Source organism: Pelagibacterium sp. (genome assembly GCF_965249125.1).
GTDB lineage: Bacteria > Pseudomonadota > Alphaproteobacteria > Rhizobiales > Devosiaceae > Pelagibacterium.
On the sequence record NZ_OZ252217.1, the window covers coordinates 3010034 to 3032561 of the forward strand.

The following is a 22528-nucleotide window of genomic DNA, read 5'->3' on the forward strand; positions in this document are numbered from 1 at the left end:
ATTGCGCGCCGAAGCCGCAACAAAGCGTCTTTTTTTTGATCGCGCAATGGGTATGTGGGGGGCGTTTACGTCAGATATGCTGTCCTTTTTTGACTATCCGGTCAAAAACCGGCCAAATTCCGGGCCATTCCGGCGTACTTGCTGGTACTATCCACTGATAATATTGGCAAAAAAATTTTTGTACGGACTGCCGGATGGCGTTTGGCGCGACGGTTACCGGCGCTTTTTGCCAGCGATTCCGTCCGACCTGGCAAGAACAAGAGCGGGCAGCGAACTGAATGCAAATCAGCCTGCCGGTGGCTCCCACAATTCGATGGGGTTGCCTTCGGGATCGTGGATGCGGGCGAAGCGGCCGGTTTCGGGGGTGTCCCATTCGGCACGGGTCTCGACGGCGATGCCGGCCTTTTTGAGATCGGCCATCAGCGTCGTAAGATCGTCGACGCGGAAATTGATCATCCACTGCTTGTCGGGCGGGAAATAATCGGTCTCGCGCCGGAAGGGGGCAAAGACCGTCATGCCGGCCTCCTGCTCCCAGAAACCGGGGACGCCAAGATGGGTTTCGTACCATCTGGCCAGCGCCTCGGTATCGCCTGAGCGAAAAAACACTCCGCCTATGCCCGTCGCCTGCGCCATTTCCAGCCTCCCCGCCATCTGGCGCCATTGGGATACCTAAGCAGGCAAAGGTCAAGAGGTTGCGCCCGAGGGCAAGGCCAATTATGACATAATCGCCTTTTATGAGGAGCGCCTGCCTCTCGTGTCGATGATATCGCAAAAAGCCCGCTACGCCCTGCGCGCCCTTGTGGCGCTGACGCGCGCCGGCGAGGGCGAAAGCCTGATGATCTCGGAAATCGCCACCGGGCAGGACATTCCGAAAAAATTCCTCGAACAGATCCTGCTTGAACTCAAGCGCAACGGCATCGTGATGTCCAAGCGCGGCAAGGCGGGCGGATATCTGCTGCTCAAGGCCCCCGGCGAGATCAGCTTCGGGGAGGTGCTGCGCATCATCGACGGGCCGATCGCGCCCCTGCCGTGCCTCTCGAAAATCGCCTATCGGCGGTGCATCGACTGCCGCAGCGAGGACGATTGCGAAATCCGGCACGTTTTCGCCAAGGTCACCGACGCAACGCGCGCCGTGCTCGACCGCACGACGCTGGCCGACGCCATCGGGGAAGTGGATTTGCTGGAAAAGGCCAGCTAAGGCACGCAAGTTTTATGCGGCATCCTTGCCTTCGCTTCCCCGGCGAAAGCCGGGGTCTATGTGCGTTGCCTTCGGCCTTGGCGCTTCGGGCGGTGCTGCTGGGCCCCGGCTTTCGCCGGGGAAGCGAAGATCAGGGATAGCGAACGGCTGGGGTCAGACCTTAACTGCTTCAGCCAAAAACCTTATCGCCTTCGACCCAGACGCCTTCCACAGCCAGATCGTCTGACAGGTGCACCATTGATGCCGCGGTGCCCGAGCCCAGATGCCCGATCGTGTCGGCGAGGCCGATGGCCTGGGCGGGGTAGAGCGAGGCCATGCGCAGGACTTCATCGAGACCCAGGCCGATGGTTTTGTGCATGTAGGCAACCGCGTCGATCATTGTCAGATCGGCACCGGCCAGCGTGCCATCGGGCAACCGCAGGGCGCCCTCGGCGCGGACGATGTCTCGGCCGTTGAGCGTAAAGCCTTTCATGTCCGTGCCCATTGGCGACATGGCGTCGGTGACGAGGAAGATTTTTCCCGGTCCGGTCTTGGCGCGGAGCGCAATGGCGATGGCGGCGGGATCGACGTGAATGCCGTCGGCGATCAGGCCGGCCCACACGCCGTTGGCGAGCGCGGCGCCGACAAGGCCCGGTTCGCGGTTGCCGAGCTGGCTCATGGCGTTGAACAGGTGGGTGACCATGGTTGCACCCGCCTTGAACGCCACCACCGCTCCGGCAATGCCGGTATCGGAGTGTCCAACGGAAACCGTGACGCCCGCCTGGGCGAGCCGGGCGATCTGGTCGGGGCCCACGGACTCCACGGCAACAGTTGTCAGAAGCGCGGGCATGGCCTGGCGGGCGTTAATGAGCGCGAGCAGGTCGGCCTCGTCCATGGGACGGACATATTCGGGATTGTGGGCGCCCTTGCGGGCGACCGAAAGGTGGGGGCCTTCGATGTGCAGGCCGATAAAACCGGGGACTTTTTCGGCATGGGCAGCGGCGCCGGCATCGAGGGCCTGCCGGGTGACATCGGGCGTGTCGGTGACCAGGGTGGGCAGGAGCGCTGTGGTGCCGAACTGGAAGTTTGCCGCGCACAGTCGGGCCAAACCGGCAATTGAGCGGTCCTCATTGAACAGCACGCCGCCAGCGCCATTGACCTGAAGATCGACGAAACCGGGGACCAGCATGCCGTGGCCGAGATCGATTTCGACGGCTTGGCGGGGGTGGTCATCGGGGTGGAGGATGGATTTGACGCGCCCGTCTTCCACCAGAACCGCCCGGCCTTCATGCCAGGTGTGGCCGTCAAAGATTTTCGGTGCCGAAATCGAAAGCGTGGTCATAGGGTCGAGGTTACCTTGCGCAGATGCGGGGGCTCGTCGGGATTGAAGCCGCGATGGCGGGCCAGCGCTTCGATAAAGCCGTAGAACGAGACGACCAGCGCGATGGGATCGGTCAGCGGATGGCCGGTGCGGGCGACCGGCAGCGCGACGCCGGCGGCGGGCTGGGGATCGGTGACGAAAACCGAACCACCCTGCCCGGCCAGCCGGGCGCAGGTTTCAAGGATCGAGGACCGCGCCTTGTCGTCGGCGCTGAGCGCAAGGACGGGGAACCCCTTCTGGACGATGGCAGCGGGGCCGTGCAGCACTTCGGCTGTGGAATAGGCCTCGGCATGCAGGCCCGAGGTTTCCTTGAATTTGAGCGCCGCTTCATGGGCGATTGCGGCGCCGGGGCCCCGGCCGAGCACATAGAGCGAATTGGCGTTGGCGGTGGCTTGGACAAGGGGCGACCAGTCACAGGAGAGCGCATTTTCGAGCGCGTCGGGGAGAGCATCGAGCGCACCGATCAGCGATTTGTCGCCCGTCCAGCCGGCAACGAGGGCCAGACCGGCCACCGCGGAGGTCACGAAGGTCTTGGTGGCGGCCACCGATTGCTCCTCGCCGGCGCAGATATCGATGACGTGATGGGACGCCTCGGCCAGAGGGGAAGCAGGCGTGTTGGTGATGGCGATGGCGGTCGCGCCCGAGCGCGAAGCGCTTTGCAGCATGGAGACGATATCGGGGCTTTTGCCCGATTGGGAAATACCGATGGCGGCGGCGCGGTCGAGCTTGAGATCGACGCCATAGATCGAAGCGATCGAGGGGCCAACGGATGCGACGGGCGTGCCGGTCGCAAGTTCGCAGGCGTATTTGAAATAGCTCGCCGCGTGATCGGACGAGCCGCGGGCGATGGTTATGATGAGGCGCGGGTCGGCAGCGGCAAGCGCTTTGGCCGCCGCATCGAGCGCCGGGCGGCCCTCGCCGAGCAGGCGGGCCACGGCGGCGGGGATTTCGGCGATTTCACGCTTCATATGGGTCTGGGGCACAAGCAATCCTTTAAGTCTGAAGGCGCAGTTCGGCGACGAAATCATAGGCATCGCCGCGATAGATGGAGCGGGTGAATTCAACGATCCGGCCCGAAGCGAGATAGGAGGTGCGCTCGATGCGCAGGCTGGCGGCACCGGGGGCGACATCGAGCAGTTCGGCATCGTTTTTCCCCAGATTGACCGCCGCTATGCGCTGGATGGCGCGCACCGGGCGGTTGCCGGTCTCGTCGAGCTTGGCATAGAGCGAATTTTCGATGGCATCGGGGTCGGGCAGGACCGAGGCGGAAAGGGACGCGCGCTCGATGGCGAGAGGATTGCCATTGGCGGCGCGCAGGCGGGCGATGCGGGCGACCTTTTCGCCGGCGCCAAGGCCCAAAATGACTGTTTCCTCGTTGGAGGGATCGTAAAGGCCGCGATCAAGCCATTGGGAACTGAGCGTCATGCCCCGGCGCGCCATGTCCTCGGTAAACGAGGTGAGGCTGGAGAGCGATTGTTCGACCCGCTGGACGGTGGGCGCGACGAAGGTGCCAGACCCGTGACGCTGGATCAGGATGCCATCGGCCACCAGGTGCCGGACGGCCTTGCGGACGGTGACGCGGGAAATCTCGGCGGTGGCGGCGATGTCGCGTTCGGAGGGCAGCGCATCGCCGGGATTGATGAGGCCGGACTTGACAGCGTCCTCGATGGAGCGCCGCAGGCGCATATAGAGCGGGCCGCCGCTGGGAGCCCCGGCCGTCTTTCTGAAAATGTCCTCGATGGTGGCACTCATCGGACCGCTCCTCGTCCGGCGCAACGCCGGGCACCTCTCTTTGCGGGTATAATACCAATAATAGACCATTGGCCAAGCTGGCAGATCGGAAATTTCGTAAAAAGTCGCGAAACGCCCGAATGGCGGGCGGATTGGTGCCCCACAGGGTGGCCTTCAAGACAATTTCGTAACACCCCACTGGACAAGTGGTATTTTTTTGGCATTATCGAGGGAACAGGAGGATTGTGCATGCCACGAAGGGGCGACATGCTGATCGGACAGAGCGCGCAGGGTTGGCGATGAGCGCGCTCGTTGCCACCGAACACGCCGATCCGCGCTATGCCGGGCTCGACGGCTGGGGCGATGCCGCCATTCTTTCCGCCCTGCTCGATGGCCAGAAACGCGGCCTCGATGCCGTCACAACGGCCATTCCCGAGATCGCCAAAGCCGCCGCCCTGGGCGCTCAAGCGCTGCAGGCGGGCGGGCGGCTGATCTATGTGGGCGCGGGGAGTCCGGGGTTGATCGCGCTAACCGATGCGCTGGAAATTCCCCAGACCTATGGCATTGCGCGCGACAGGATCGTTATCGTCATGGCGGGCGGTCTTGCGATGACGCAGGAGTTGCTCGGCGGACCGGAAGACGATGGAGCGCAGGGCGAAGCCGATCTCAAGGCGCTGGGTATCGGGCCCAAGGATTGCGCTGTCTGCATTTCGGCGAGCGGGACGACCCGCTATACGGTTGCGGCATTGCGGGCGGCAAAGGCAGCGGGCGCCCGGACTGTGGGGATTGCCGGAAATGGCGGCGCGCCGCTGCTGGCCGAAGCCGACGTGCCGATCCTTCTGGCGAGCGGGGCCGAGGTGATTTCCGGCTCGACGCGGATGGCGGCGGGGACGGCGCAGAAGGCTGCGCTCAATATGCTCTCGACCCTTATCGGGGTGCGGATGGGGCATGTGCACGACAATTTCATGGTCAATGTGACCGCCGACAACGACAAGCTGATTTTAAGGGCCACGGGGATCGTGGCGCGCATCGCCGGGGTTGGCCCCGAGGATGCGGCAAGGGCGATGGAAATGGCCCGCAACGAGGTAAAGCCCGCCATCGTTCTGGCGGCGGGCGCTAAAAATCTGTCCGAGGCGCGAGAGTTTCTCGCGCAATCGGGCGGTGTCGTACGCAAGGCACTGGCCCTTATGGGCCGCCCATAAAACCTTGCACGACGAGGGAACGCCCGCCCGGAGGATTTCCGGACGGGTTCAACAAAGAGAGGAACCATCATGATCTCGAAATCGAGACTGTTATGCACAAGCGCGGGGTTCGTTCTCGCCCTGACCGCAACGCCGTTGCTGGCCCAGGACGTGACGCTGACCATCGAAAGCTGGCGCAATGACGATCTGACCATCTGGCAGAACACCCTGATCCCGGCCTTCGAAGCGGCCAATCCGGGCATCAAGCTCAATTTCGCCCCCACGGCGCCGACCGAATACAACGCGGCGCTCAATGCCAAGCTCGATGCGGGCTCGGCGGGCGATCTGATCACCTGCCGTCCGTTCGACGCCTCGCTGGCGCTGTTCGAGGCGGGCTATCTGGCCCCGCTCGACGATCTCGAAGGCATCGCCAATTTCTCGGACGTCGCCAAATCGGCATGGAACACCGACGATGGCTCGACCCCGTTCTGCGTGCCCATGGCTTCGGTGATCCACGGCTTTATCTATAATGCCGACGCCTTTGCCGAACTGGGGCTGGAAGAGCCCACAACCGAGGAAGAATTCTTCGCGGTTCTCGACGCCATCAAGGAAGACGGGACCTATATTCCGCTGGCCATCGGCGCTGTGGACCAGTGGGAATCGGCCTCTATGGGCTACCACAATATCGGCCCGGCCTATTGGGCCGGTGAAGAAGGCCGCCTGGCGCTGATTTCGGGCGACGCCAAATTCACCGACGAAGAGTGGACCGAGCCGCTGCGGGTCCTGGCCCGCTGGGGCGAATATGCAGGCGACGGCTATCTGGCCCAGACCTATCCGGACTCCCAGAACCTGTTCACGCTTGGCCGCGCGGCGATCTTCCCGGCCGGATCGTGGGAAATCGCGCTGTTCGAAGAACAGGCAGATTTCGAACTGGGTGCCTTCCCGCCGCCGGTGCCGGCTGAAGGGGATACCTGCTATATCTCCGATCACAACGATATCGGGATCGGCATGAACGCAGCGACCGAGCATCCCGAGGAAGCCCGCACCTTCCTCAACTGGGTCGCTTCGGCCGAGTTCGCCAGCCTTTACGCCAACGCGCTTCCGGGCTTTTTCGGGCTCTCGAGCGATCCGGTGACCATCGAGAACGAGCTTGCCAACGAGTTCGTTTCCTGGCGCGAGACCTGTGAATCGACCATCCGCCCGACCTACGCGATCCTGTCGCGGGGCACTCCGAACCTGGAAAACGACAACTGGCTGCATGCGTCGAACGTTCTGGCCGGCACCGAGACGCCGGAAGACGCCGCGGCGGCGATCCAGTCCGGGCTCGAAAGCTGGTACACGCCGGGCATGTTCGACTGATCGAACCAGACCATCGATTTTAAACCGGATCGGGCGGCACCGTCGCCCGATCCCTTGAATTTCCGAGGGGAAAATCATCATGGCGGTGGATCGCGACACAGTGTCCAAACCCGCGCGGCGCTGGCATATCGCGGTGTTCCTGGCGCCGGCGGTGCTGGTCTACACCGCCATCATGATTATCCCGCTGTTTTCGACGCTGTTTCAGTCACTGTTCAATACGGTGGAGGGCGAGCGCGCCTTTGTGGGGCTGGGCAATTTCGCTACGCTGTTTTTCGATCCGCGCTGGGCGCAGAGCTTCTGGAACGCGCTGGCCAACAATTTCTGGTTCTTTGTCATCCACATGATCGTGCAGAACCCCATCGGGGTGCTGCTGGCGGCGATCCTGTCCAATCCCAATCTGCGGCTGCGGGGGTTTTATCGCACGGCGATCTTTATCCCCACCATCCTGTCCTTTGTGATCGTGGGGTTCGTCTGGAAGCTGATCCTGTCGCCGCTGTGGGGGATTGCGCCCAACATGCTCGACGCCATCGGGTTGCGGAGCCTTTTTGCGCCCTGGCTGGGCCAGGAAGGCGCGGCGCTGACCACGCTGGCGCTGGTTTCGGTCTGGCAGTTCGTGGGCATTCCCATGATGCTGATCTATGCGGCGCTGCTCTCGATCCCCGACGAGGTGATCGAGGCGGCTGAAATCGACGGAGTGACGGGGGCAAAACAGTTCTTCAAGATCCAGCTTCCGCTGATCCTGCCGACCATCGGGATCATTTCGATCCTGACGTTTGTGGGCAATTTCAACGCCTTCGATCTGATCTATGTCAGTCAAGGCGCGCAGGCGGGGCCGAATTTTTCGACCGACATCCTTGGCACGCTGCTCTATCGCACCTTCTTTGGGTTCCAGCTTCAGCTCGGTGATCCCAATATGGGCTCGGCGATCGCGACGATGATGTTCCTGATTATCCTTGTTGGGGTCTCGATCTATTTGTTCGGCATCCAGACGCGGCTTCGGAGGTATCAGTTCTGATGAACACGGCCCGCACCTCCCTGCCCCGGACCTTTGCCGCGCATGCGGTGCTGATCGCCTACACGCTGATCGCGCTGTTTCCGGTGTTCGTGATCGTCATCAACGCTTTCAAGGACCGGCGGGCGATCTTTTCCGATCCCTTGGCCCTGCCCGGCCCCGAGAGCTTTTCGCTGATCGGGTTCGAGACGGTGACCAGCCAGGGCAATTTCCTGCTCTACTTTCAGAACTCTTTGATCGTGACGGTGGCGTCGCTGTTCTGCGTGCTGCTGTTTGGCGCCATGGCGGCGTTCGCGCTTTCCGAATACCGGTTCAAGGGCAATCCGCTGATGGCGCTCTATCTGGCGCTGGGGATCATGATCCCCATAAGGCTGGGGACGGTGGCGATCCTGCAGATCATGGTGGCGACGGGCCTGGTCAACACCCACACTGCGCTGATCCTTGTTTACACCGCGCAGGGGCTGCCGCTGGCGGTCTTCATACTTTCCGAATTCATGCGCACGGTTTCCGCCGATCTCAAAAATGCCGGGCGGGTGGACGGGCTTTCCGAATACCGGATCTTTTTCACGCTGGTATTGCCGCTGGTGCGGCCGGCGATGGCGACGGTGGCGGTGTTTACGATGATCCCGATCTGGAACGATCTGTGGTTTCCGCTGATCCTGGCGCCGGCCGAGGCGACAAAGACCGTGACGCTGGGAGCGCAGGTGTTCATCGGGCAGTTCGTGACCAATTGGAACGCGGTGCTGGCGGCGCTGACCCTGGCCATCGTTCCGGTTCTGGTTCTCTATCTCATCTTCTCGCGGCAATTGATCCGCGGCATTACTTCGGGAGCCGTCAAATGAGCCAACCCATACGCGTGCTCGTTGCCGGACTGGGCAATATGGGCCGGGCCCATGCCATGGCCTATCACAACCATCCCGGATACGAGATCGTGGGCGTCGTGACGCGCAGCAAGGATTCCGTTCCCGAAGGGCTCGGGCATTATCCGCACTGGAGCGATTTTCACGAGGCGCTGGGGGCGACAAAGCCGGACCTTTGTTCGATCAACACCTATTCGGACAGCCATGCGGATTATGCCATAGCGGCGATGGAAGCGGGGGCGCATGTGTTTATCGAAAAGCCGCTGGCGACCAGTGTGGCCGATGCGACACGGGTTGTTGAGACCGCGACGCGGCTGGGGAAAAAACTGGTGGTCGGCTACATCTTGCGCCACCACCCCTCATGGGTGCGGCTGATCGCCGAGGCGCGGGCATTGGGCGGGCCGTATGTGTTTCGCATGAATCTCAACCAGCAATCGGCGGGGCGGTTCTGGCGCACGCACAAGACGCTGATGGAAACCACCTCCCCGATCGTTGATTGCGGGGTGCATTATGTTGACGTGATGTGCCAGATCGCCGACGCCAAGCCGGTGCAGGTGCGCGGCATGGGCGTGCGGCTGACCGACGAGATTGCGCCCGACATGTACAATTACGGGCATTTGCAGGTGATGTTCGACGACGGGTCTGTGGGCTGGTACGAGGCGGCCTGGGGCCCGATGATTTCGGAAACCGCGTTTTTCGTCAAAGACATCATGACGCCCAAAGGCTCTGTATCGATCGTCATGGACGAGGGCGCGAAATCGTCCGATCACGAGACCCACACAAAGACCGACCGCATCCGCATTCACCGCGCCGATCTGGGCGGCGATGGAGAGTTCGTCCATGAGGACGAGATGTTATCGATGGAGGGCGAACCGGGGCACGACGCGCTGTGTGCGCGCGAGCAGGATTACGTCTATCGGGCGATCACCGAGGATATCGATCTGGGCCGGCATATGAGCGATGCGATCCAATCGCTGCGCATCTGTATTGCCGCCGATGAATCGATAAGGACCGGAAAGCCGGTGGATTTGTGATGGGGCCGTTGAGGTTGGAGCGTGGGGCGACACCCCTCCCCAGCCCTCCCCGTCAAGGGGAGGGTGCCGGGCTGGTGGACCGGGCAGCCGCACTGCCGATCAGCGGAGAGTGTGGCGGCATGCGCCCTTATTTGAATGTTTCGATCCAAGGACAACACCTATGACCGCTCTGGAACTCTCCGGCATCAAGAAGACCTTCGGGTCCACCGACGTTCTGCACGGGATCGATCTTTCGGTCGAGGAAGGCGAGTTCGTGATTTTCGTGGGGCCGTCGGGCTGCGGGAAATCGACATTGCTCAGGATCATCGCCGGGCTGGAAGACGCGAGCGCGGGGACGGTCAAGATCGACGGCAATGTGGTCAACGCTACCCCGCCCGCCAAGCGCGGGATCGCCATGGTGTTCCAGTCCTATGCGCTCTATCCGCATTTGACGGTGAAGGGCAATATGAGCCTCGCCATGAAACAGGAAGGCGCGGCGAAATCGGAAATCGAGGATCGGGTGGGCGTGGCCAGCAAGATGCTGGGGCTCGATCCGCTGCTAGAACGGCGGCCGGCCGAATTGTCGGGCGGACAGCGCCAGCGGGTGGCCATCGGGCGGGCCGTGGTGCGCAAGCCGAAACTGTTCCTGTTCGATGAGCCGCTGTCCAACCTGGACGCGGCGCTGCGGGTCAACACAAGGCTCGAAATCGCCCGGCTGCATCGTGAGCTTTCGGCCACCATGGTCTATGTGACGCACGATCAGGTGGAGGCCATGACGCTGGCCGACAAGATCGTTGTGATGAATGCGGGGCGGATCGAGCAGATCGGCACGCCTATGGAGCTTTATAACAGGCCGGCCAACATGTTCGTTGCCGGCTTCATCGGCTCGCCGCAGATGAACTTTCTCGATGGCGCGGCGCTTGGGGAAACATCGGCAAAGACCGTCGGCATCCGGCCCGAGCATATGAGCGTTTCCGAGACGTCCGGCGATCTGGGCTGCGAGGTGATCCATATCGAACAGCTCGGGGCCGATACCAATTTGTATCTGCGCAACGAAAAGGCCGGGCTTTTGACCGCGCGGCTGTTCGGGGAACACTATTTCGCGCCGGGCTCGAAGGTGTTCGTGACATTCGACAAAGCCAAGCGGCATCTGTTCGATGAGGCGGGCAAGACGGTGCGGGTGGGCGTGTCGGCCTGACGGCGAACACGCGCGCTGGGGTTACTGGGTCCCGGCTCAAGGCCGGGATGACTATGGTGGGTGGGCGGCGCTGGGGTTTGAGACAAGGACTGCGCCAACGCCATTTCCGTTGGGGGTGGAGCGGCGGTGCGGATCTTCGGGTCAAGCCCGAAGATGACGAAGGGGAACGGTAGAGCCCGATCGCCGCTTTTGTGCATGGCGTTATGGTGCCGGCCCGACGAATACCGCCTGCGCTGGCGGGTACTGGATCCCGGTGCTTCGCCCGGGATGACGGTGGTGGAGAGGGCCCAGCTTTATAGCGACTTTAAAAATTCGCGCGAGCGGTCGAGGCAGAGTTTGGCGGCGGCTTCGTTGTAGTCGGTTAGGCTGGGGTCGAGGAAATAATGACCGGCGCCCTCGTAGCGGTGCAGGGCGATATCGGCATTACCTGACGTTTTCAGCCAGTCGGTGAAATAATCCTCGTCATCGAACGGATCGGGCTTGGCGACGTGAGCGGAAACGGGCAGTCCGGCGCGCGGCTGGGCAAACCAGGGAGCGACGCCCGCAAAGAACAGAAGGCCGGCAGTCTGTGGGCGTTGGGCGGCGAAGCGGCTGGCCATCATTGTGCCAAAGGACACGCCCGAGAGCACGGCATCTTCAGGGACGCTTTCGAGCGCTGCGGTGGCGCGCGCAGAAATCTCCTCGTCGCTTATCTCGCGCTTGATCGCGAAACCGGCGTCGTAATCGTCAGCCGACTTGCCGCCGTAAAGATCGGGCAGGCTGACGGTATGTCCATCGGCCTCGAAAACGGCGGCGATTTCGCCTTCGGCGGGACGCAGGCCAAGGATGGAATGAAACAGAACGATGTGAGCCATGGTGCACCTCCTCTGGTTCTAGAGCATTTCAGCGCTTCTTCGAATCGCTTAAATTGCTCTAAGTCTTTGTTTTGTCGCGCTTCCGAACCGGATAAGTGGTGCCCACTTATCCTGGAAGCGCTCTAGCCAGCATGAGGTTCTTATTTTGTTCTGTCAAGCCGCGGCTAGAGCCGTTCAGGATTTGATTGAATCAAATCCTTGTCTCTAAACCTTTGTTTTGTGGCGTGTCCGAACCGCAAAACCGTTGCCATCCCCGATCAGGTCGAGGACATGCTTTTGCTGGACGCGCTCCAGTCGTCCACGCGCACGACGACGCTGCCGCGCTTGTGTTTGCTGTCGACGCGGGCGTGGGCGCTGGTGATATCGGCGAAGGCGAAGGTCTGGTCGACGACGACCCGGTACGCGCCTTTTGCCGCCAGGCCGGCGAGAAAAGCGACGTCCTCGGGGCGCTGTGCGGCCATGCCGGCGATGGGGCGCTTGCCGTTTTTGGGGCGGGCCAGCATGTCACCGATCCCCCCGGCAATACCCAGATAGCGGCCACCCGGCTTAAGCGCATTCAGGCAGCGCCGGAAATCGGTTGCACCGACAGTATCGGCGATCACATCATAGGCCGACGAGACGGCTGTATAATCGGTGATCGCGTAGTCGATGAAGGCGTTAGCGCCAAGCCCGCGGGCCAGATCTGCATTGGCGGCGCTGGCGACTGCGGTGACCGTTGCGCCGAAATGGCCTGCCAGTTGCACCATGGCCGAACCGACGGCGCCGGATGCGCCGATGACGAGGACATGCTCGCCCGGTTTGATGCCAGCCTTGCGCAGGAAGTGGAGCGCCGCGGTGCCGCCGAAACACAGGCCGGCGGCCTCGTCGAACGAGAGGTTTTCGGGCTTTGGGACTATGGATTTGCGTTCGGAGACGGCGACATATTGCGCATGGCATTTGAGCCCGGTGTCGGGGAAGGCGATGACATGGTCGCCGATGGAAAAGCGCGAGACCTTCGGGCCGATGGCGACGATGGTTCCGGCGATTTCGGTGCCGAAGATCGGCTGGCGCGGCCGGGTGATGCCGATGGCGAGGCGCATGAGGGTTTTCATGCCGGCCGGCGCATCGAGGGCGCGCATGCGGGCATCGCCGGAATTGACAGTGGTGGCGATTGTCTTGACGAGCACCTGATCGTCGCGCGGGATGGGGGTTGGGCGGGACTGGATTTCCACCACTTGAGGTCCGCCATAAGCGGTGACGATGGCGGCTTTCATGGTGGTGGGGATTGTCATTTTTGGTTCTCCTCCGCCTTCCAGAAAAACACCTCGCCAATGGGCACGCCGAAGGTTTCGGCGATGCGGAAGGCCGCTTCCAGGGATGGGGAATATTTGTTGTGTTCGATCGATGCGACGGTCTGACGGGTCATGCCGATGGCGTCGGCCAGTTCCTGCTGGGTCATTTCGTTGTGCTCGAAACGCAGGCGGCGGATCTGGTTGGTGATCGGGGGACGGGCCATCAGTCGAGCATCCGGAAATGGACGATCTGGATGATCTCGCGGACCAACCCCGAGAACGCCAGGGCGAAAAGCGTAAGGTTTATCAGGATGATCGCCGTCGCGCCGGCTGGATCGCTTTCATAGGCCTGGCGGGCGAAATCGGTGACGAGGCCGCTCGAAAGGATGATGCCGACCATGAGGATTTCAAGCAGGATCAGGCCAGCCCGGTTGGCCCTGGCATCGATCTCGCGTTCGCGCTCATCGGGCGGGGCGTCCATGTTCTGGCGGGCGAGAATCGCGGCGACGATGTTTGTCGGCAGCATGATGGCGATGGAAATGCCAAAGCACCAGACGAACAGCCAGAAGATTGCATCGCCATCGAGCGTGCCGGACAACACCGCGACGCCCACCTGCCAGAAATAGACCGTCCAGATGACCAGGGTGGTCACCACGGCGATCCATGCGGTCTTTTCCCGAAAGCTCATCACACGCCCCAATGGAAGATATTGTTGGCGTTATGTGCGATGTTTTTGTCGTTGTGTCAATTATTTTTAACATACTGACATGCATTTTTGGCACCCTGAATTCGGTCCCGATCCCCGCTGGAGCAGTTAAGTCTACACGGACATCGCCTTTCCTCCTGCGCTTTACTGGCGAAAGCCGGGGTTCATGAGAGTTGCGTCAGCCGTTGGTGCCTCGGCTTGGGCTGCTGGGCCCCGGCTTTCGCCGGGGAAGCGATCGGCGCGGATGAGGTCAGGTCTCCCTCTCACAACATCGCTTCAATCTCGCGCCGGTGGGCGTGCATTTTCAGGAAGACGGCGTAGTCGGCGTCGTAGCGCGCCTTGCGGGTGGGGCTTGGGGTGCGGGTGACGGAGGTGTGGCGCATGGCGTGGGCGGCGGCGGTGAGGTGGGGGTAAAGGCCGGCGGCGGTGGCAGCGGCCATGGCGGTGCCAAGGATCATGGCGTCGGCGTCGGGGAGCTCGTGGATGGTGCAGCCGGTGGCGTCGGCATAGAGTTCCATCAGCAGCGGATTGCGGGTGTGGCCGCCGGTGACGTGAAGCGTATCGATGGCATAGCCGGTGGCGTTGAGGGTCTCGAGGATATGGCGCACGCCGAGCGCGATGGCGACGGCGGCGCGCCAATAGAGCTTGCAAAGGCCATCGAACGAGGAATCCAGGCTCATGCCGGAAATGACCCCGAGCGCGGCGGGATTGGCGAAGGGGGAGCGGTTGCCGTGGAAATCGGGGAGGATGTGAAGGCGCGGGGCGAGATCGGGGTCGGTCTCGCGCAGGCGCTTGATGCGGTTGATGATTTCGGCGTGCATGATGGGAGTGGGCGCGGCGCCCGAAGCGTGGACGCGGATTATGTAATCGAGCGCGGCGCCCGAGGCGGACTGGCCGCCCTCGGTGAGCCAGAAACCGGGGAGCACCGCGCCGTGGTAAGGGCCCCACAATCCGGGGGTCGGGCGAGGATCCCTGGCAAGGGCGGTGACGGCGCTCGAGGTGCCGGCGACCAGGCCCAGATGCCGGTCGATGCCGAGGGGATCGTCGGCATACATGCCCAAAACGCCCAAGGCACCGGCATGGGCATCGACCATTCCGGTGCCCACAACGACCGAAGGGGGCAGCCCAAGCTCGCGCGCCGCCTTTGCGGTCAGGGTTCCGAGCGGGGCGCCGATGGGGGACGCGGTGCGCGGCGGGCTGGCGCGGGCGAGCAGATCGTCAAGGCCGATGGCGGCGTGAAAGTCGGTGGGCCAACCATCGGGCTCGTGAGCAAAATAGCTCCATTTGCTGGTGAGGGTTGATTGGGAACGCTCGAGCGTGCCGCACGATTTCCAGGCAAGGAAATCGGCGAGGTCGAACATGTAGCCGGTTTTCTGCCAGATGGCGGGCAGGTTGCGCTTGAGCCAGAGGAGTTTGGGGATTTCCATTTCCGGGCTGAGGGCGCCGCCGGAAAATTGCAGGACCTTATGACCGGTGGCGTTGATCTCGCTGGTTTCGGCCATGGCGCGGTGATCGAGCCAGACGATGGTATCCCACCCCTCCTCGCCGTCGGGGCCGACGGGGAGCGGGGTGCCGTCCCGGCCCAGAACGACAAGAGAGCATGTGGCGGCAAAAGCGATGGCCCGGACCGAGGCCGGATCGGCATTGGCCGTGGCGAGGGCGTCGCGGACGGCGGTGCACACGGCCGACCAGATATTTTCCGAGCGGTGTTCGGCGCGGATGGCCCCTTCGCGGCGGATTTCGATGGGCGCTTCGGCGCGGCCCAGAATGTCGCCTTGCGCGGTGACGATACCGGCCCTTGCGCTGGTCGTTCCCACATCGACGGCAACCAGAAGGGCGGTCATTTAATCCTCTAGGCGCGCGAGCTTCTTACCGGGAGCGACCTTAAACAATTGGGCAGATTGTGCAAATCGTCGATCATGGCATCGGGGCCAAGCGCGGCCAGTTGCGGTTTGAGACCGGCGGGGCCGATATGGCTGCCGCCTATGAATGCGATGACCGCCATGCCCGCGGCCTGCGCCGCCATGACGCCTGCGGGGCTGTCTTCGATGACCACGCAATCGGCGGGGGCGACGCCCATCTTTTCAGCGGCGAACAGAAACAGGTCGGGCGCCGGTTTGCCGCGCTTGACCATGGTGGCCGAATAGATGTTTGGGGCGAAGCGGTCGTAAAGCCCGGTCAGTTTGAGGCTGATTTCGATGCGCTCATAAACGCTGGACGAGGCGACGCAGGCGGGGATGTCGAGCGCGTTGAGCACGGTGGCTATGCCGGGCATGGGCCTGAGCGCGCTTTTGTAGCGGGCGTAGAGGCGCTGGCGCATGTCTTCGAGCGCCGTGGCATCCATGGTGACGCCATGGTCGGTGGCAAGGCAGGCCGAGACCGTCTTGAGCGTGCGGCCGAGGAAATCGCGATAGGCAATGTCGGTGGGAATGTGGACGCCAAGCGCGGCGACGGTTTCGACAAGCACCTCGATGGCGATGGGTTCGGAATCAACGAGGACGCCGTCGCAATCGAAAATGACCAGCGCCGGTCGGGTCGCTTCTGATCGGCGGGCTGGCGCGACCTCCATCAAAGCTTGCCCTGGATATAGCGGGTGAGAGTGTCGCGGGCGCCAAATTCCCAGATCGTGGCGAGCGCGTTGGTGAAGGCGGCGACATAGGCGGGATGTTCGGCGGCGGTGCCGAAAATGTCCTTCATCTCCAGAAAGGCCTTCGGGTTGTCCTTGGCGCGGATGGCGGCGGCTTGCAGGCGGTCCCAGTTCGGATCGTTGGGCGCGATGGGGGTGCCGGAATCGGTGACCCCGTAGCAATAGCGGCACCAGAAGGCCGAGACCAGAGCGAGGCCGGTGACCGGGGAGCCCGATTTGAGACGATCTTCGACCGAGGGCAGGATGAATTTGGGCTGGCGGTTGGAGCCGTCCAGGCACAGGCGCTGAATGGTGTCGCCGATCCTTGGATTGGCGAAGCGTCCGGCGATCAGGCGGCGATAATCGTCGAGGCCGGTATCGGGCACCGGGGGGACGACGGGGATTATCTCGTCGCGGGTGAGCTTTTCGAGATAGGCGGCGACCAGCGGGTGTTCCATGGCTTCGTGGACGAAGTGGATGTCCATGAGCGCGGCAGGATAGGCGATGGCGGCGTGGCCGCCGTTCAAAATGCGGATCTTCATCAGCTCCCAGGGGGAAACGTCACTAACGAAGGTGACGCCGACCTTTTCGAGCGCGGGGCGGCCGGAGGGGAAATTGTCCTCAAGCACCCATTGCCTGAAGGTTTCGCAAAACACCGGCCATGCGTCGGCGATGCCGTATTCGTCCGAGACCATGGCCCGTTCGCGGTCGGAGGTGGCCGGGGTGATGCGGTCGACCATGGCGTTGGGAAAGGCGACCGAGCGGCGGACCCAATCGGCCATTTCGCTATCGAACAGATCTGCAAGCCCGGCCACCGCGTTCAGGGTCACCTTGCCGTTGTGGGGGATGTTGTCGCAGCACATGATGGTGAAGGGTTCGACCGTCGCGGCGCGACGGGCTTTGAGGCCGGCCAGGATGAGACCAAAAACGGTGCGCGGGGCTTCGGGACTGGCGGCGTCGGCAACGATATCGGGATGGGCGGGGTTAAAGGCGCCCGCCGCATCGAGATAATAGCCGCCCTCGGTGATGGTGAGCGAAACGATGCGGATGGCGGGATCGGCGAGTTTGGCAATGATCGCCGCCGTATCGCCCGGATCGAGAAAGTCGATCATGGGCGCGGTGATGCGCGCGGTCGTGCCCGAGGCTTCCTGCTCGACCACTGTGGAGAGATAATCCTGCGCGGCGAGGATCTTTTTCATTTCGGCATCGTTGGCGCGCACGCCAGCCCCCACGATTCCCCAATCGTGGTCTTCCCCGAGATTGAAGAGATCATCGAGATAGACGGCCTGGTGGGCGCGATGGAAATTGCCAACGCCGAAATGGACGATCCCCGCCGCGAGATCCGAGTGACCATAGCGCGGCACCGCGACCGAACCGGGCAATGAGGAGAGGGAGTTTGCCGCTAGTCTGACACTCATGATGCCGCTGATCCTCGAATGGTGTTCTATAAAAATCCGACGCTAGGCAGCGTTACCCGACGCGTCGAACTTGTAGATGCGGCCGTCCTGGGGGGAGAGGGTGACCGTTTCGCCGTGCTTGAAGGGCACATCGCCAGCCGCGCGCGCGGTGAGCGTGCCGATGCCATCGACATCGATGTGAAAGAAGGTGTCGGACCCCAAATGCTCGGAGACCTTGACCACGCCCGACCAGGTGCCGCTCTCTTTTGAGACGGCGAGGTGTTCGGGGCGGATGCCGATGGTGTGGGCGTCGAATTTTTTCGCCTCGGCGCCTTCGATGAAATTCATCTTCGGAGATCCGATAAAGCCGGCGACGAATTTGTTGGCGGGCTTTGTGTAGAGCTCGAGCGGGGAGCCGTATTGTTCGACCCGGCCGGCGTTGAGCACAACGATCTTGTCGGCCATGGTCATGGCCTCGACCTGATCGTGGGTGACATAAACCATTGTGGTCTTGAGTTTCTGGTGCAGGTCGGAAATTTCGAGCCGCATGTTGACCCGCAACGCGGCGTCGAGGTTGGAGAGCGGTTCGTCGAACAGAAAGGCCTTGGGCTGGCGCACGATGGCACGGCCGATGGCGACGCGCTGGCGCTGGCCGCCCGAAAGCTGGCGGGGCTTTCTATCGAGATAGTCGGTGAGGTTGAGGATCGAGGCGGCGTTGGCGACCGCCGCGTCGATCTTTTCCTTTGGCGCCTTTTCCATTTTGAGCGGAAAGGCGATGTTGCCGCGCACGCTCATATGGGGATAGAGCGCGTAGGACTGGAACACCATCGAGAGCTTGCGCTGGGCGGGTGCTTCCTTTGACATATCCACGCCGTCGATGAGGATCTGGCCGGAGGTGACGTCCTCGAGCCCGGCGATCAGCCGCAGCAGTGTGGATTTCCCGCAGCCCGACGGGCCGACGAAGACCACGAACTGGCCATCCTCGATATCGAGCGAAATGTCGGGGATGACGGTGACGCCGCCGAAGCTCTTTTGGACGTTTTTGAGTGTGATCGATCCCATGGGACCAGTTCTCCCTACTTTACGGCACCGAATGTGAGGCCGCGGACCAATTGTTTCTGGCTGAACCAGCCCATGATGAGGATGGGTGCAATCGCCATCATCGATGCTGCCGAAAGCTTGGCCCAGAACAGGCCCTCGGGTGAGGAATAGGCCGCGATGAAGGCGGGCAGCGGGGTTGCCTGGGTGGTGGTGAGGACAATGGTCCAGAAGGATTCATTCCAGGCCAGGATGATGTTGAGCAGCATTGTGGACGCGATGCCGGGGATGGCCATGGGGGTGAGCACATAGATCACCTCCTGACGCAGGGACGCGCCATCCATGCGGGCCGCTTCGAGGATATCGACGGGGATTTCCTTGAAATAGGTGAACAGCATCCACACGATAATGGGCAGGTTGATGAGGGTGAGGACCAGCACCAGGCCGATATGGGTATCGATGAGACCCAGCATGCGAAACAGCATGGTGATGGGCACCAGAACGCCGACGGCGGGCAGCATCTTGGTCGATAACATCCACATCAGGATGTCCTTGGTGCGCCTTGTGGGCGAAAAGGCCATGGCCCAGGCGGCGGGGATGGCGATGACCAGCCCCAAAAGGGTGGAGCCGACAGCGGTGATGATCGAATTGCCCAGAAAGCGGAAATAGTTCGAGCGTTCGAGGACCGTCGCGTAGTTTTCCGTGGTCCATTCAAAGAACAGGAATTGCGGAGGGGTCGCAATCGCGGTGCCTTCGGTCTTGAAGCTGGTCAGGAACGTCCAGAGGATCGGAAAGAAGATCACAAAGGCGATGAGCCAGGCAAAGACCGTGAAGCCGAGCTTTCTCTGAGTGGAAATTGCGCGTGCCATGTTAGAACCTGCCATGCTGGAATTGCGGCGTCTGCGTTGCCGTCCGCCGGATGCGTCCGGCGTTCAAGCGGGCGCATGCGATGCCCGCCATCTCATAAGCCCGATTGGGCGTCGGAGCACCGACGGACGGCAACCCGAAGGGCCGGGCGGCTGCGCCCCAAATCCTTCGCAAGGCCACTCGTCCGTATTTCGATACGGCCTTCGCGTCCTTACTCGGCCTTGGACCGCAGACGCTCCGGCGCAGATGTTGCAATTCCAGCATGGCAGGTTCTAAGCCTCCAGATTCTTGCCGACGACGCGAAGCAGGAAGATCGCGACGATGTTGGCGAGGATGACGGCGACGATGCCGCCGGCCGAGGCCAGACCGAAATCGTATTGGAACTGGGCCTGGAGATAGATCAGGAACGGCAGGTTTGTGGTGGCGACGCCCGGTCCGCCATTGGTGGTGACGAAGATTTCGGCGAACACCGAGAGCAGGAAGATGGTCTGGATCAGCATGACCACGGTGAGCGCGCGGCTCATATGGGGCAGGATGATGTAGAAAAACAGCGACAGGGGACCGGCGCCGTCCATGCCGGCGGCCTCGCGCTGTTCCTCATCGAGCGATTGCAGGGCGGTCAAAAGGATCAGCGTCGCAAAAGGCAGCCATTGCCAGGCGACGATGATGATGACCGAAAACAGGGGCACGTGGGCGAACCAATCGACCGGCTGGAGCCCGAAGGTTCGCGCGATCCAGGCGAACAGCCCGTTGACCGGGTGCATGAGCATGTTCTTCCACACCAGCGCGGACACCGTGGGCATGACAAAGAACGGAGCGATGACCAGAAGGCGCACGATGCCCTGCCCGAACATGGGCTGATCGAGCAGCAGCGCCAGCAAGGTGCCGCCGACAAGGGTGATGAGCAGAACGCCGCCCACAAGGATCAGGGTGTTCAAAAACACCGTCCAGATGTTGGGGTTGGCGAAGAAATAGGTGTAGTTGGCAAAGCCGGTGAATTCGGGCGCGCGGAAGGCTGTGTACCATTGGAACGAGAACCAGACGGTCATCGAAAGCGGCACGATCATCCAGATCAGGAGCGCGATGACCGAGGGGGCCATCATGAACCGGGCCGCCGTTTGGGTTTGAGCTGTTGCCATTGTCCTCTCCCTGACCTTGGCGCAATGGTTATGTCTGTTGCCTGACGGGCGAGCCCGTGGCCATCGTTTTGCCGGACGCGTTCGCTCGGGGTCAGCGGCGCTGTCTGGATAGAGTTCTCCACGCCGCTCTTGCCGGCGGCGGATAAAGCAGGAAGGAAGGGCCAGCCGCAGCCGGCCCTTCCCGGGAGGCGCTAGCGGTAATAGCCAGCCCGATCCATTTCCATGCGGGCAGTCTGCTGGGCCTGTTCGAGAGCCTGATCGACAGTGGTCTGCCCGGCGAGAGCCGCCGAAAAGATCTGGCCGACCGATGTGCCGATGCCCTGGAATTCGGGGATCGCCACGAACTGGCCGCCGGCATAGGGCACATCCTGCACCGAGGAATTGGTGGTGTTGGCTGCCTCAATGGCCTCAAGGGTGATCTCGGCAAACGGAGCCGCCTCGATATAGGCAGGGTTTTCATAGAGCGAGGTGCGGGTTCCCGGGGGAACGTTGGCCCAGCCCTCTTCCTCGGCGACGGTTTCGAGATAGGCTTCGGAGGTTGCCCATTCGATGAACTGCTTGGCTTCATCGACGTTCTGCGAGCTTGCCGGGACGGCCAGCGACCAGACCCACAGCCAGTTGCCGTGGTTGTCGAACTCGCCATTGGTCGGGAACAGCGCATAACCAACACTGTCTGCGACCTGGCTTTCATCGGGGTTGGAGACGAAGGACGCCGCCACGGTGGCATCCATCCACATGCCGCACTTGCCCTGCTGGAACAGCGCAAGGTTTTCGTTGAACCCGTTGGACGAGGCGCCCGGAGGGCCCGCTTCGGTCATCAGGTCGACGTAGTAGGTGAGCGCTTCATTCCATTCGGGGCTGTCGAACTGGGGTTCCCAGTCCGTATCGAACCAGCGGCCGCCCATGGAATTGGCAAGAGCAGTGATGAACGCCATGTTCTCGCCCCAGCCGGCCTTGCCGCGCAGGCAGATGCCGTAGATCTCGTTGTCGCGGTCGGTGATGGCCCTTGCCGCTTCGCCGATGAATTCCCAGGTGGGGATTTCGGGCATTTCCAGACCTGCCTGTTCAAACAGGTCAGTGCGGTACATGATCATGGCGCTTTCCGCGTAGAACGGAGACGCATACTGGGTGCCGTCGACCGAAAGCGCCTCGCGCACCGCGGGGATCAGATCGTCGGCGTTGTAGTCGTCACCCAGATCGTCGAGCGGGGCGAGCCAGCCCTGGGCGGCCCAGATGGGGGTTTCATAGGCGCCGATGGTCATGACGTCATACTGGCCACCGCCGGTGGCGATGTCGGTGGTGACGCGCTGGCGCAGAACGTTTTCTTCCAGCGTCACCCATTCGAGCGCAACGCCGGTTTGTTCGGTGAACCGGTCGGACAGACCCTGCATGCGGATCATGTCGCCATTGTTGACCGTGGCAATGGTGAGCGATTGGGCCTGCGCGCCGGCTGCCAGGGCAAACAGCGAACACGACCCGATGATGATCGAGCGTAACTTCATATGGTAATCCTCCCATATGCTCTGGTGAGCATTTGCTATACGCATGGGCAATTACTCACTTTATGCGGCCAAATGTCAAGGGGCTTTCGCTCATGGCTGGGGAAATTGCTCAATTCGACATGTCGTGGGGCCGTGTTTGGGGGGCGGCATCATGATGGATTGGGGGAATATCAGGGAAGCGTGGCCGCCGATGCTGGGGGTACTGGACCCCGGATC

At 62.3% G+C, this 22528-nt stretch carries 22 protein-coding genes; 7 read left to right on the forward strand and 15 right to left on the reverse strand.

Annotation, left to right across the window (positions count from 1 at the left end; all coding sequences use genetic code 11):
• Positions 1-285: 285 nt before the first annotated feature.
• The gene (locus ACP148_RS14600; RefSeq protein WP_421951940.1) at positions 286-633 is read right to left on the reverse strand and encodes a VOC family protein; all 348 of its coding nucleotides are present in this window, start codon (positions 631-633) and stop codon (positions 286-288) included.
• A 127-nt stretch (positions 634-760) separates the two neighbouring features.
• Here ACP148_RS14600 and ACP148_RS14605 point away from each other — a divergent pair, with 127 nt between their 5' ends.
• Positions 761-1198 (forward strand): RrF2 family transcriptional regulator, encoded by a 438-nt coding sequence (locus ACP148_RS14605; RefSeq protein WP_421952189.1) that lies wholly within the window; start codon positions 761-763, stop codon positions 1196-1198.
• A 169-nt stretch (positions 1199-1367) separates the two neighbouring features.
• On the opposite strand, the gene nagA is transcribed toward ACP148_RS14605, so the two are convergent.
• Genes nagA through ACP148_RS14620 form a run of 3 tightly spaced genes read right to left on the reverse strand, consistent with a single transcriptional unit; the run spans position 1368 to position 4310 of the window.
• The gene (gene nagA / locus ACP148_RS14610) at positions 1368-2519 is read right to left on the reverse strand and encodes an N-acetylglucosamine-6-phosphate deacetylase (protein ID WP_421951941.1); all 1152 of its coding nucleotides are present in this window, start codon (positions 2517-2519) and stop codon (positions 1368-1370) included.
• On the reverse strand, positions 2516-3547 hold the full coding sequence (locus ACP148_RS14615; RefSeq protein ID WP_421952190.1) for an SIS domain-containing protein: 1032 nt from the start codon (positions 3545-3547) through the stop codon (positions 2516-2518). The genes nagA and ACP148_RS14615 overlap by 4 nt, the downstream gene beginning before the upstream one ends.
• Before the next feature lie 4 nt (positions 3548-3551).
• Complete coding sequence (locus tag ACP148_RS14620) at positions 3552-4310, reverse strand: GntR family transcriptional regulator (RefSeq protein WP_421951942.1); 759 nt, start codon at positions 4308-4310, stop codon at positions 3552-3554.
• Positions 4311-4588: 278 nt separating this feature from the next.
• On the opposite strand from ACP148_RS14620, the gene ACP148_RS14625 reads away from it, so the two are divergent.
• The 6 genes from ACP148_RS14625 to ACP148_RS14650 all read left to right on the forward strand — a co-directional run bounded on the left by ACP148_RS14625 (position 4589) and on the right by ACP148_RS14650 (position 10912).
• Entirely contained in the window at positions 4589-5491 is a 903-nt protein-coding gene (locus ACP148_RS14625) for an N-acetylmuramic acid 6-phosphate etherase (protein WP_421951943.1), read from the forward strand.
• 69 nt (positions 5492-5560) lie between these two features.
• Positions 5561-6829: an ABC transporter substrate-binding protein gene (locus tag ACP148_RS14630; RefSeq protein ID WP_421951944.1), complete on the forward strand. Its 1269-nt coding sequence runs from the start codon at positions 5561-5563 to the stop codon at positions 6827-6829.
• Between the two features lie 79 nt (positions 6830-6908).
• Positions 6909-7844, forward strand: a complete 936-nt coding sequence (locus tag ACP148_RS14635; RefSeq protein ID WP_421951945.1) for a carbohydrate ABC transporter permease — start codon at positions 6909-6911, stop codon at positions 7842-7844.
• Entirely contained in the window at positions 7844-8683 is an 840-nt protein-coding gene (locus tag ACP148_RS14640; RefSeq protein ID WP_421951946.1) for a carbohydrate ABC transporter permease, read from the forward strand. The genes ACP148_RS14635 and ACP148_RS14640 overlap by 1 nt, the downstream gene beginning before the upstream one ends.
• Entirely contained in the window at positions 8680-9735 is a 1056-nt protein-coding gene (locus ACP148_RS14645; RefSeq protein WP_421951947.1) for a Gfo/Idh/MocA family protein, read from the forward strand. The genes ACP148_RS14640 and ACP148_RS14645 overlap by 4 nt, the downstream gene beginning before the upstream one ends.
• Before the next feature lie 160 nt (positions 9736-9895).
• Positions 9896-10912, forward strand: coding sequence for an ABC transporter ATP-binding protein (locus tag ACP148_RS14650; protein WP_421951948.1), 1017 nt, complete (start codon positions 9896-9898; stop codon positions 10910-10912).
• Positions 10913-11205: 293 nt separating this feature from the next.
• Here ACP148_RS14650 and ACP148_RS14655 read toward each other — a convergent pair whose 3' ends face one another.
• From ACP148_RS14655 to ACP148_RS14705, 11 genes are all read right to left on the reverse strand, one after another.
• A complete protein-coding gene (locus tag ACP148_RS14655; protein ID WP_421951949.1) occupies positions 11206-11766 on the reverse strand; it encodes a dienelactone hydrolase family protein in 561 nt (186 codons plus the stop codon).
• 257 nt (positions 11767-12023) lie between these two features.
• Entirely contained in the window at positions 12024-13037 is a 1014-nt protein-coding gene (locus ACP148_RS14660) for an NAD(P)-dependent alcohol dehydrogenase (protein WP_421951950.1), read from the reverse strand.
• Entirely contained in the window at positions 13034-13261 is a 228-nt protein-coding gene (locus ACP148_RS14665) for a helix-turn-helix transcriptional regulator (RefSeq protein ID WP_421951951.1), read from the reverse strand. The genes ACP148_RS14660 and ACP148_RS14665 overlap by 4 nt, the downstream gene beginning before the upstream one ends.
• Positions 13261-13725, reverse strand: coding sequence for a hypothetical protein (locus ACP148_RS14670; protein ID WP_421951952.1), 465 nt, complete (start codon positions 13723-13725; stop codon positions 13261-13263). The genes ACP148_RS14665 and ACP148_RS14670 overlap by 1 nt, the downstream gene beginning before the upstream one ends.
• 281 nt (positions 13726-14006) lie before the next feature.
• Entirely contained in the window at positions 14007-15587 is a 1581-nt protein-coding gene (locus ACP148_RS14675; RefSeq protein ID WP_421951953.1) for an FGGY-family carbohydrate kinase, read from the reverse strand.
• A gap of 8 nt (positions 15588-15595) precedes the next feature.
• Positions 15596-16312, reverse strand: a complete 717-nt coding sequence (locus tag ACP148_RS14680; protein WP_421951954.1) for an HAD family hydrolase — start codon at positions 16310-16312, stop codon at positions 15596-15598.
• Positions 16312-17787 carry a mannitol dehydrogenase family protein gene (locus tag ACP148_RS14685; protein WP_421951955.1) on the reverse strand — a complete coding sequence of 492 codons (1476 nt, stop codon included), beginning with the start codon at positions 17785-17787 and terminating at the stop codon, positions 16312-16314. Before ACP148_RS14685 ends, ACP148_RS14680 begins: the two co-directional genes overlap by 1 nt.
• A 42-nt stretch (positions 17788-17829) precedes the next feature.
• Positions 17830-18828 carry an ABC transporter ATP-binding protein gene (locus tag ACP148_RS14690; protein WP_421951956.1) on the reverse strand — a complete coding sequence of 333 codons (999 nt, stop codon included), beginning with the start codon at positions 18826-18828 and terminating at the stop codon, positions 17830-17832.
• A 14-nt stretch (positions 18829-18842) separates the two neighbouring features.
• Entirely contained in the window at positions 18843-19673 is an 831-nt protein-coding gene (locus tag ACP148_RS14695; RefSeq protein ID WP_421951957.1) for a carbohydrate ABC transporter permease, read from the reverse strand.
• A 270-nt stretch (positions 19674-19943) separates the two neighbouring features.
• Positions 19944-20810, reverse strand: coding sequence for a carbohydrate ABC transporter permease (locus ACP148_RS14700; RefSeq protein WP_421951958.1), 867 nt, complete (start codon positions 20808-20810; stop codon positions 19944-19946).
• Between the two features lie 191 nt (positions 20811-21001).
• On the reverse strand, positions 21002-22312 hold the full coding sequence (locus ACP148_RS14705) for an ABC transporter substrate-binding protein (RefSeq protein ID WP_421951959.1): 1311 nt from the start codon (positions 22310-22312) through the stop codon (positions 21002-21004).
• Positions 22313-22528 lie beyond the last annotated feature (216 nt).

What these genes read in the sequence shown, in the direction of transcription:
- ACP148_RS14685 (WP_421951955.1), bottom strand. Translation starts at nt 17,787, where the DNA reads ATGAGTGTCAGACTAGCGGCAAACTCCCTCTCCTCATTGCCCGGTTCG.
- ACP148_RS14625 (WP_421951943.1), top strand. Translation starts at nt 4,589, where the DNA reads ATGAGCGCGCTCGTTGCCACCGAACACGCCGATCCGCGCTATGCCGGG.
- ACP148_RS14665 (WP_421951951.1), bottom strand. Translation starts at nt 13,261, where the DNA reads ATGGCCCGTCCCCCGATCACCAACCAGATCCGCCGCCTGCGTTTCGAG.
- ACP148_RS14600 (WP_421951940.1), bottom strand. Translation starts at nt 633, where the DNA reads ATGGCGCAGGCGACGGGCATAGGCGGAGTGTTTTTTCGCTCAGGCGAT.
- ACP148_RS14695 (WP_421951957.1), bottom strand. Translation starts at nt 19,673, where the DNA reads ATGGCACGCGCAATTTCCACTCAGAGAAAGCTCGGCTTCACGGTCTTT.
- ACP148_RS14655 (WP_421951949.1), bottom strand. Translation starts at nt 11,766, where the DNA reads ATGGCTCACATCGTTCTGTTTCATTCCATCCTTGGCCTGCGTCCCGCC.
- nagA (WP_421951941.1), bottom strand. Translation starts at nt 2,519, where the DNA reads ATGACCACGCTTTCGATTTCGGCACCGAAAATCTTTGACGGCCACACC.
- ACP148_RS14680 (WP_421951954.1), bottom strand. Translation starts at nt 16,312, where the DNA reads ATGGAGGTCGCGCCAGCCCGCCGATCAGAAGCGACCCGACCGGCGCTG.
- ACP148_RS14690 (WP_421951956.1), bottom strand. Translation starts at nt 18,828, where the DNA reads ATGGGATCGATCACACTCAAAAACGTCCAAAAGAGCTTCGGCGGCGTC.
- ACP148_RS14670 (WP_421951952.1), bottom strand. Translation starts at nt 13,725, where the DNA reads ATGAGCTTTCGGGAAAAGACCGCATGGATCGCCGTGGTGACCACCCTG.
- ACP148_RS14700 (WP_421951958.1), bottom strand. Translation starts at nt 20,810, where the DNA reads ATGGCAACAGCTCAAACCCAAACGGCGGCCCGGTTCATGATGGCCCCC.
- ACP148_RS14660 (WP_421951950.1), bottom strand. Translation starts at nt 13,037, where the DNA reads ATGACAATCCCCACCACCATGAAAGCCGCCATCGTCACCGCTTATGGC.
- ACP148_RS14650 (WP_421951948.1), top strand. Translation starts at nt 9,896, where the DNA reads ATGACCGCTCTGGAACTCTCCGGCATCAAGAAGACCTTCGGGTCCACC.
- ACP148_RS14705 (WP_421951959.1), bottom strand. Translation starts at nt 22,312, where the DNA reads ATGAAGTTACGCTCGATCATCATCGGGTCGTGTTCGCTGTTTGCCCTG.
- ACP148_RS14605 (WP_421952189.1), top strand. Translation starts at nt 761, where the DNA reads ATGATATCGCAAAAAGCCCGCTACGCCCTGCGCGCCCTTGTGGCGCTG.
- ACP148_RS14645 (WP_421951947.1), top strand. Translation starts at nt 8,680, where the DNA reads ATGAGCCAACCCATACGCGTGCTCGTTGCCGGACTGGGCAATATGGGC.
- ACP148_RS14635 (WP_421951945.1), top strand. Translation starts at nt 6,909, where the DNA reads ATGGCGGTGGATCGCGACACAGTGTCCAAACCCGCGCGGCGCTGGCAT.
- ACP148_RS14620 (WP_421951942.1), bottom strand. Translation starts at nt 4,310, where the DNA reads ATGAGTGCCACCATCGAGGACATTTTCAGAAAGACGGCCGGGGCTCCC.
- ACP148_RS14630 (WP_421951944.1), top strand. Translation starts at nt 5,561, where the DNA reads ATGATCTCGAAATCGAGACTGTTATGCACAAGCGCGGGGTTCGTTCTC.
- ACP148_RS14640 (WP_421951946.1), top strand. Translation starts at nt 7,844, where the DNA reads ATGAACACGGCCCGCACCTCCCTGCCCCGGACCTTTGCCGCGCATGCG.
- ACP148_RS14675 (WP_421951953.1), bottom strand. Translation starts at nt 15,587, where the DNA reads ATGACCGCCCTTCTGGTTGCCGTCGATGTGGGAACGACCAGCGCAAGG.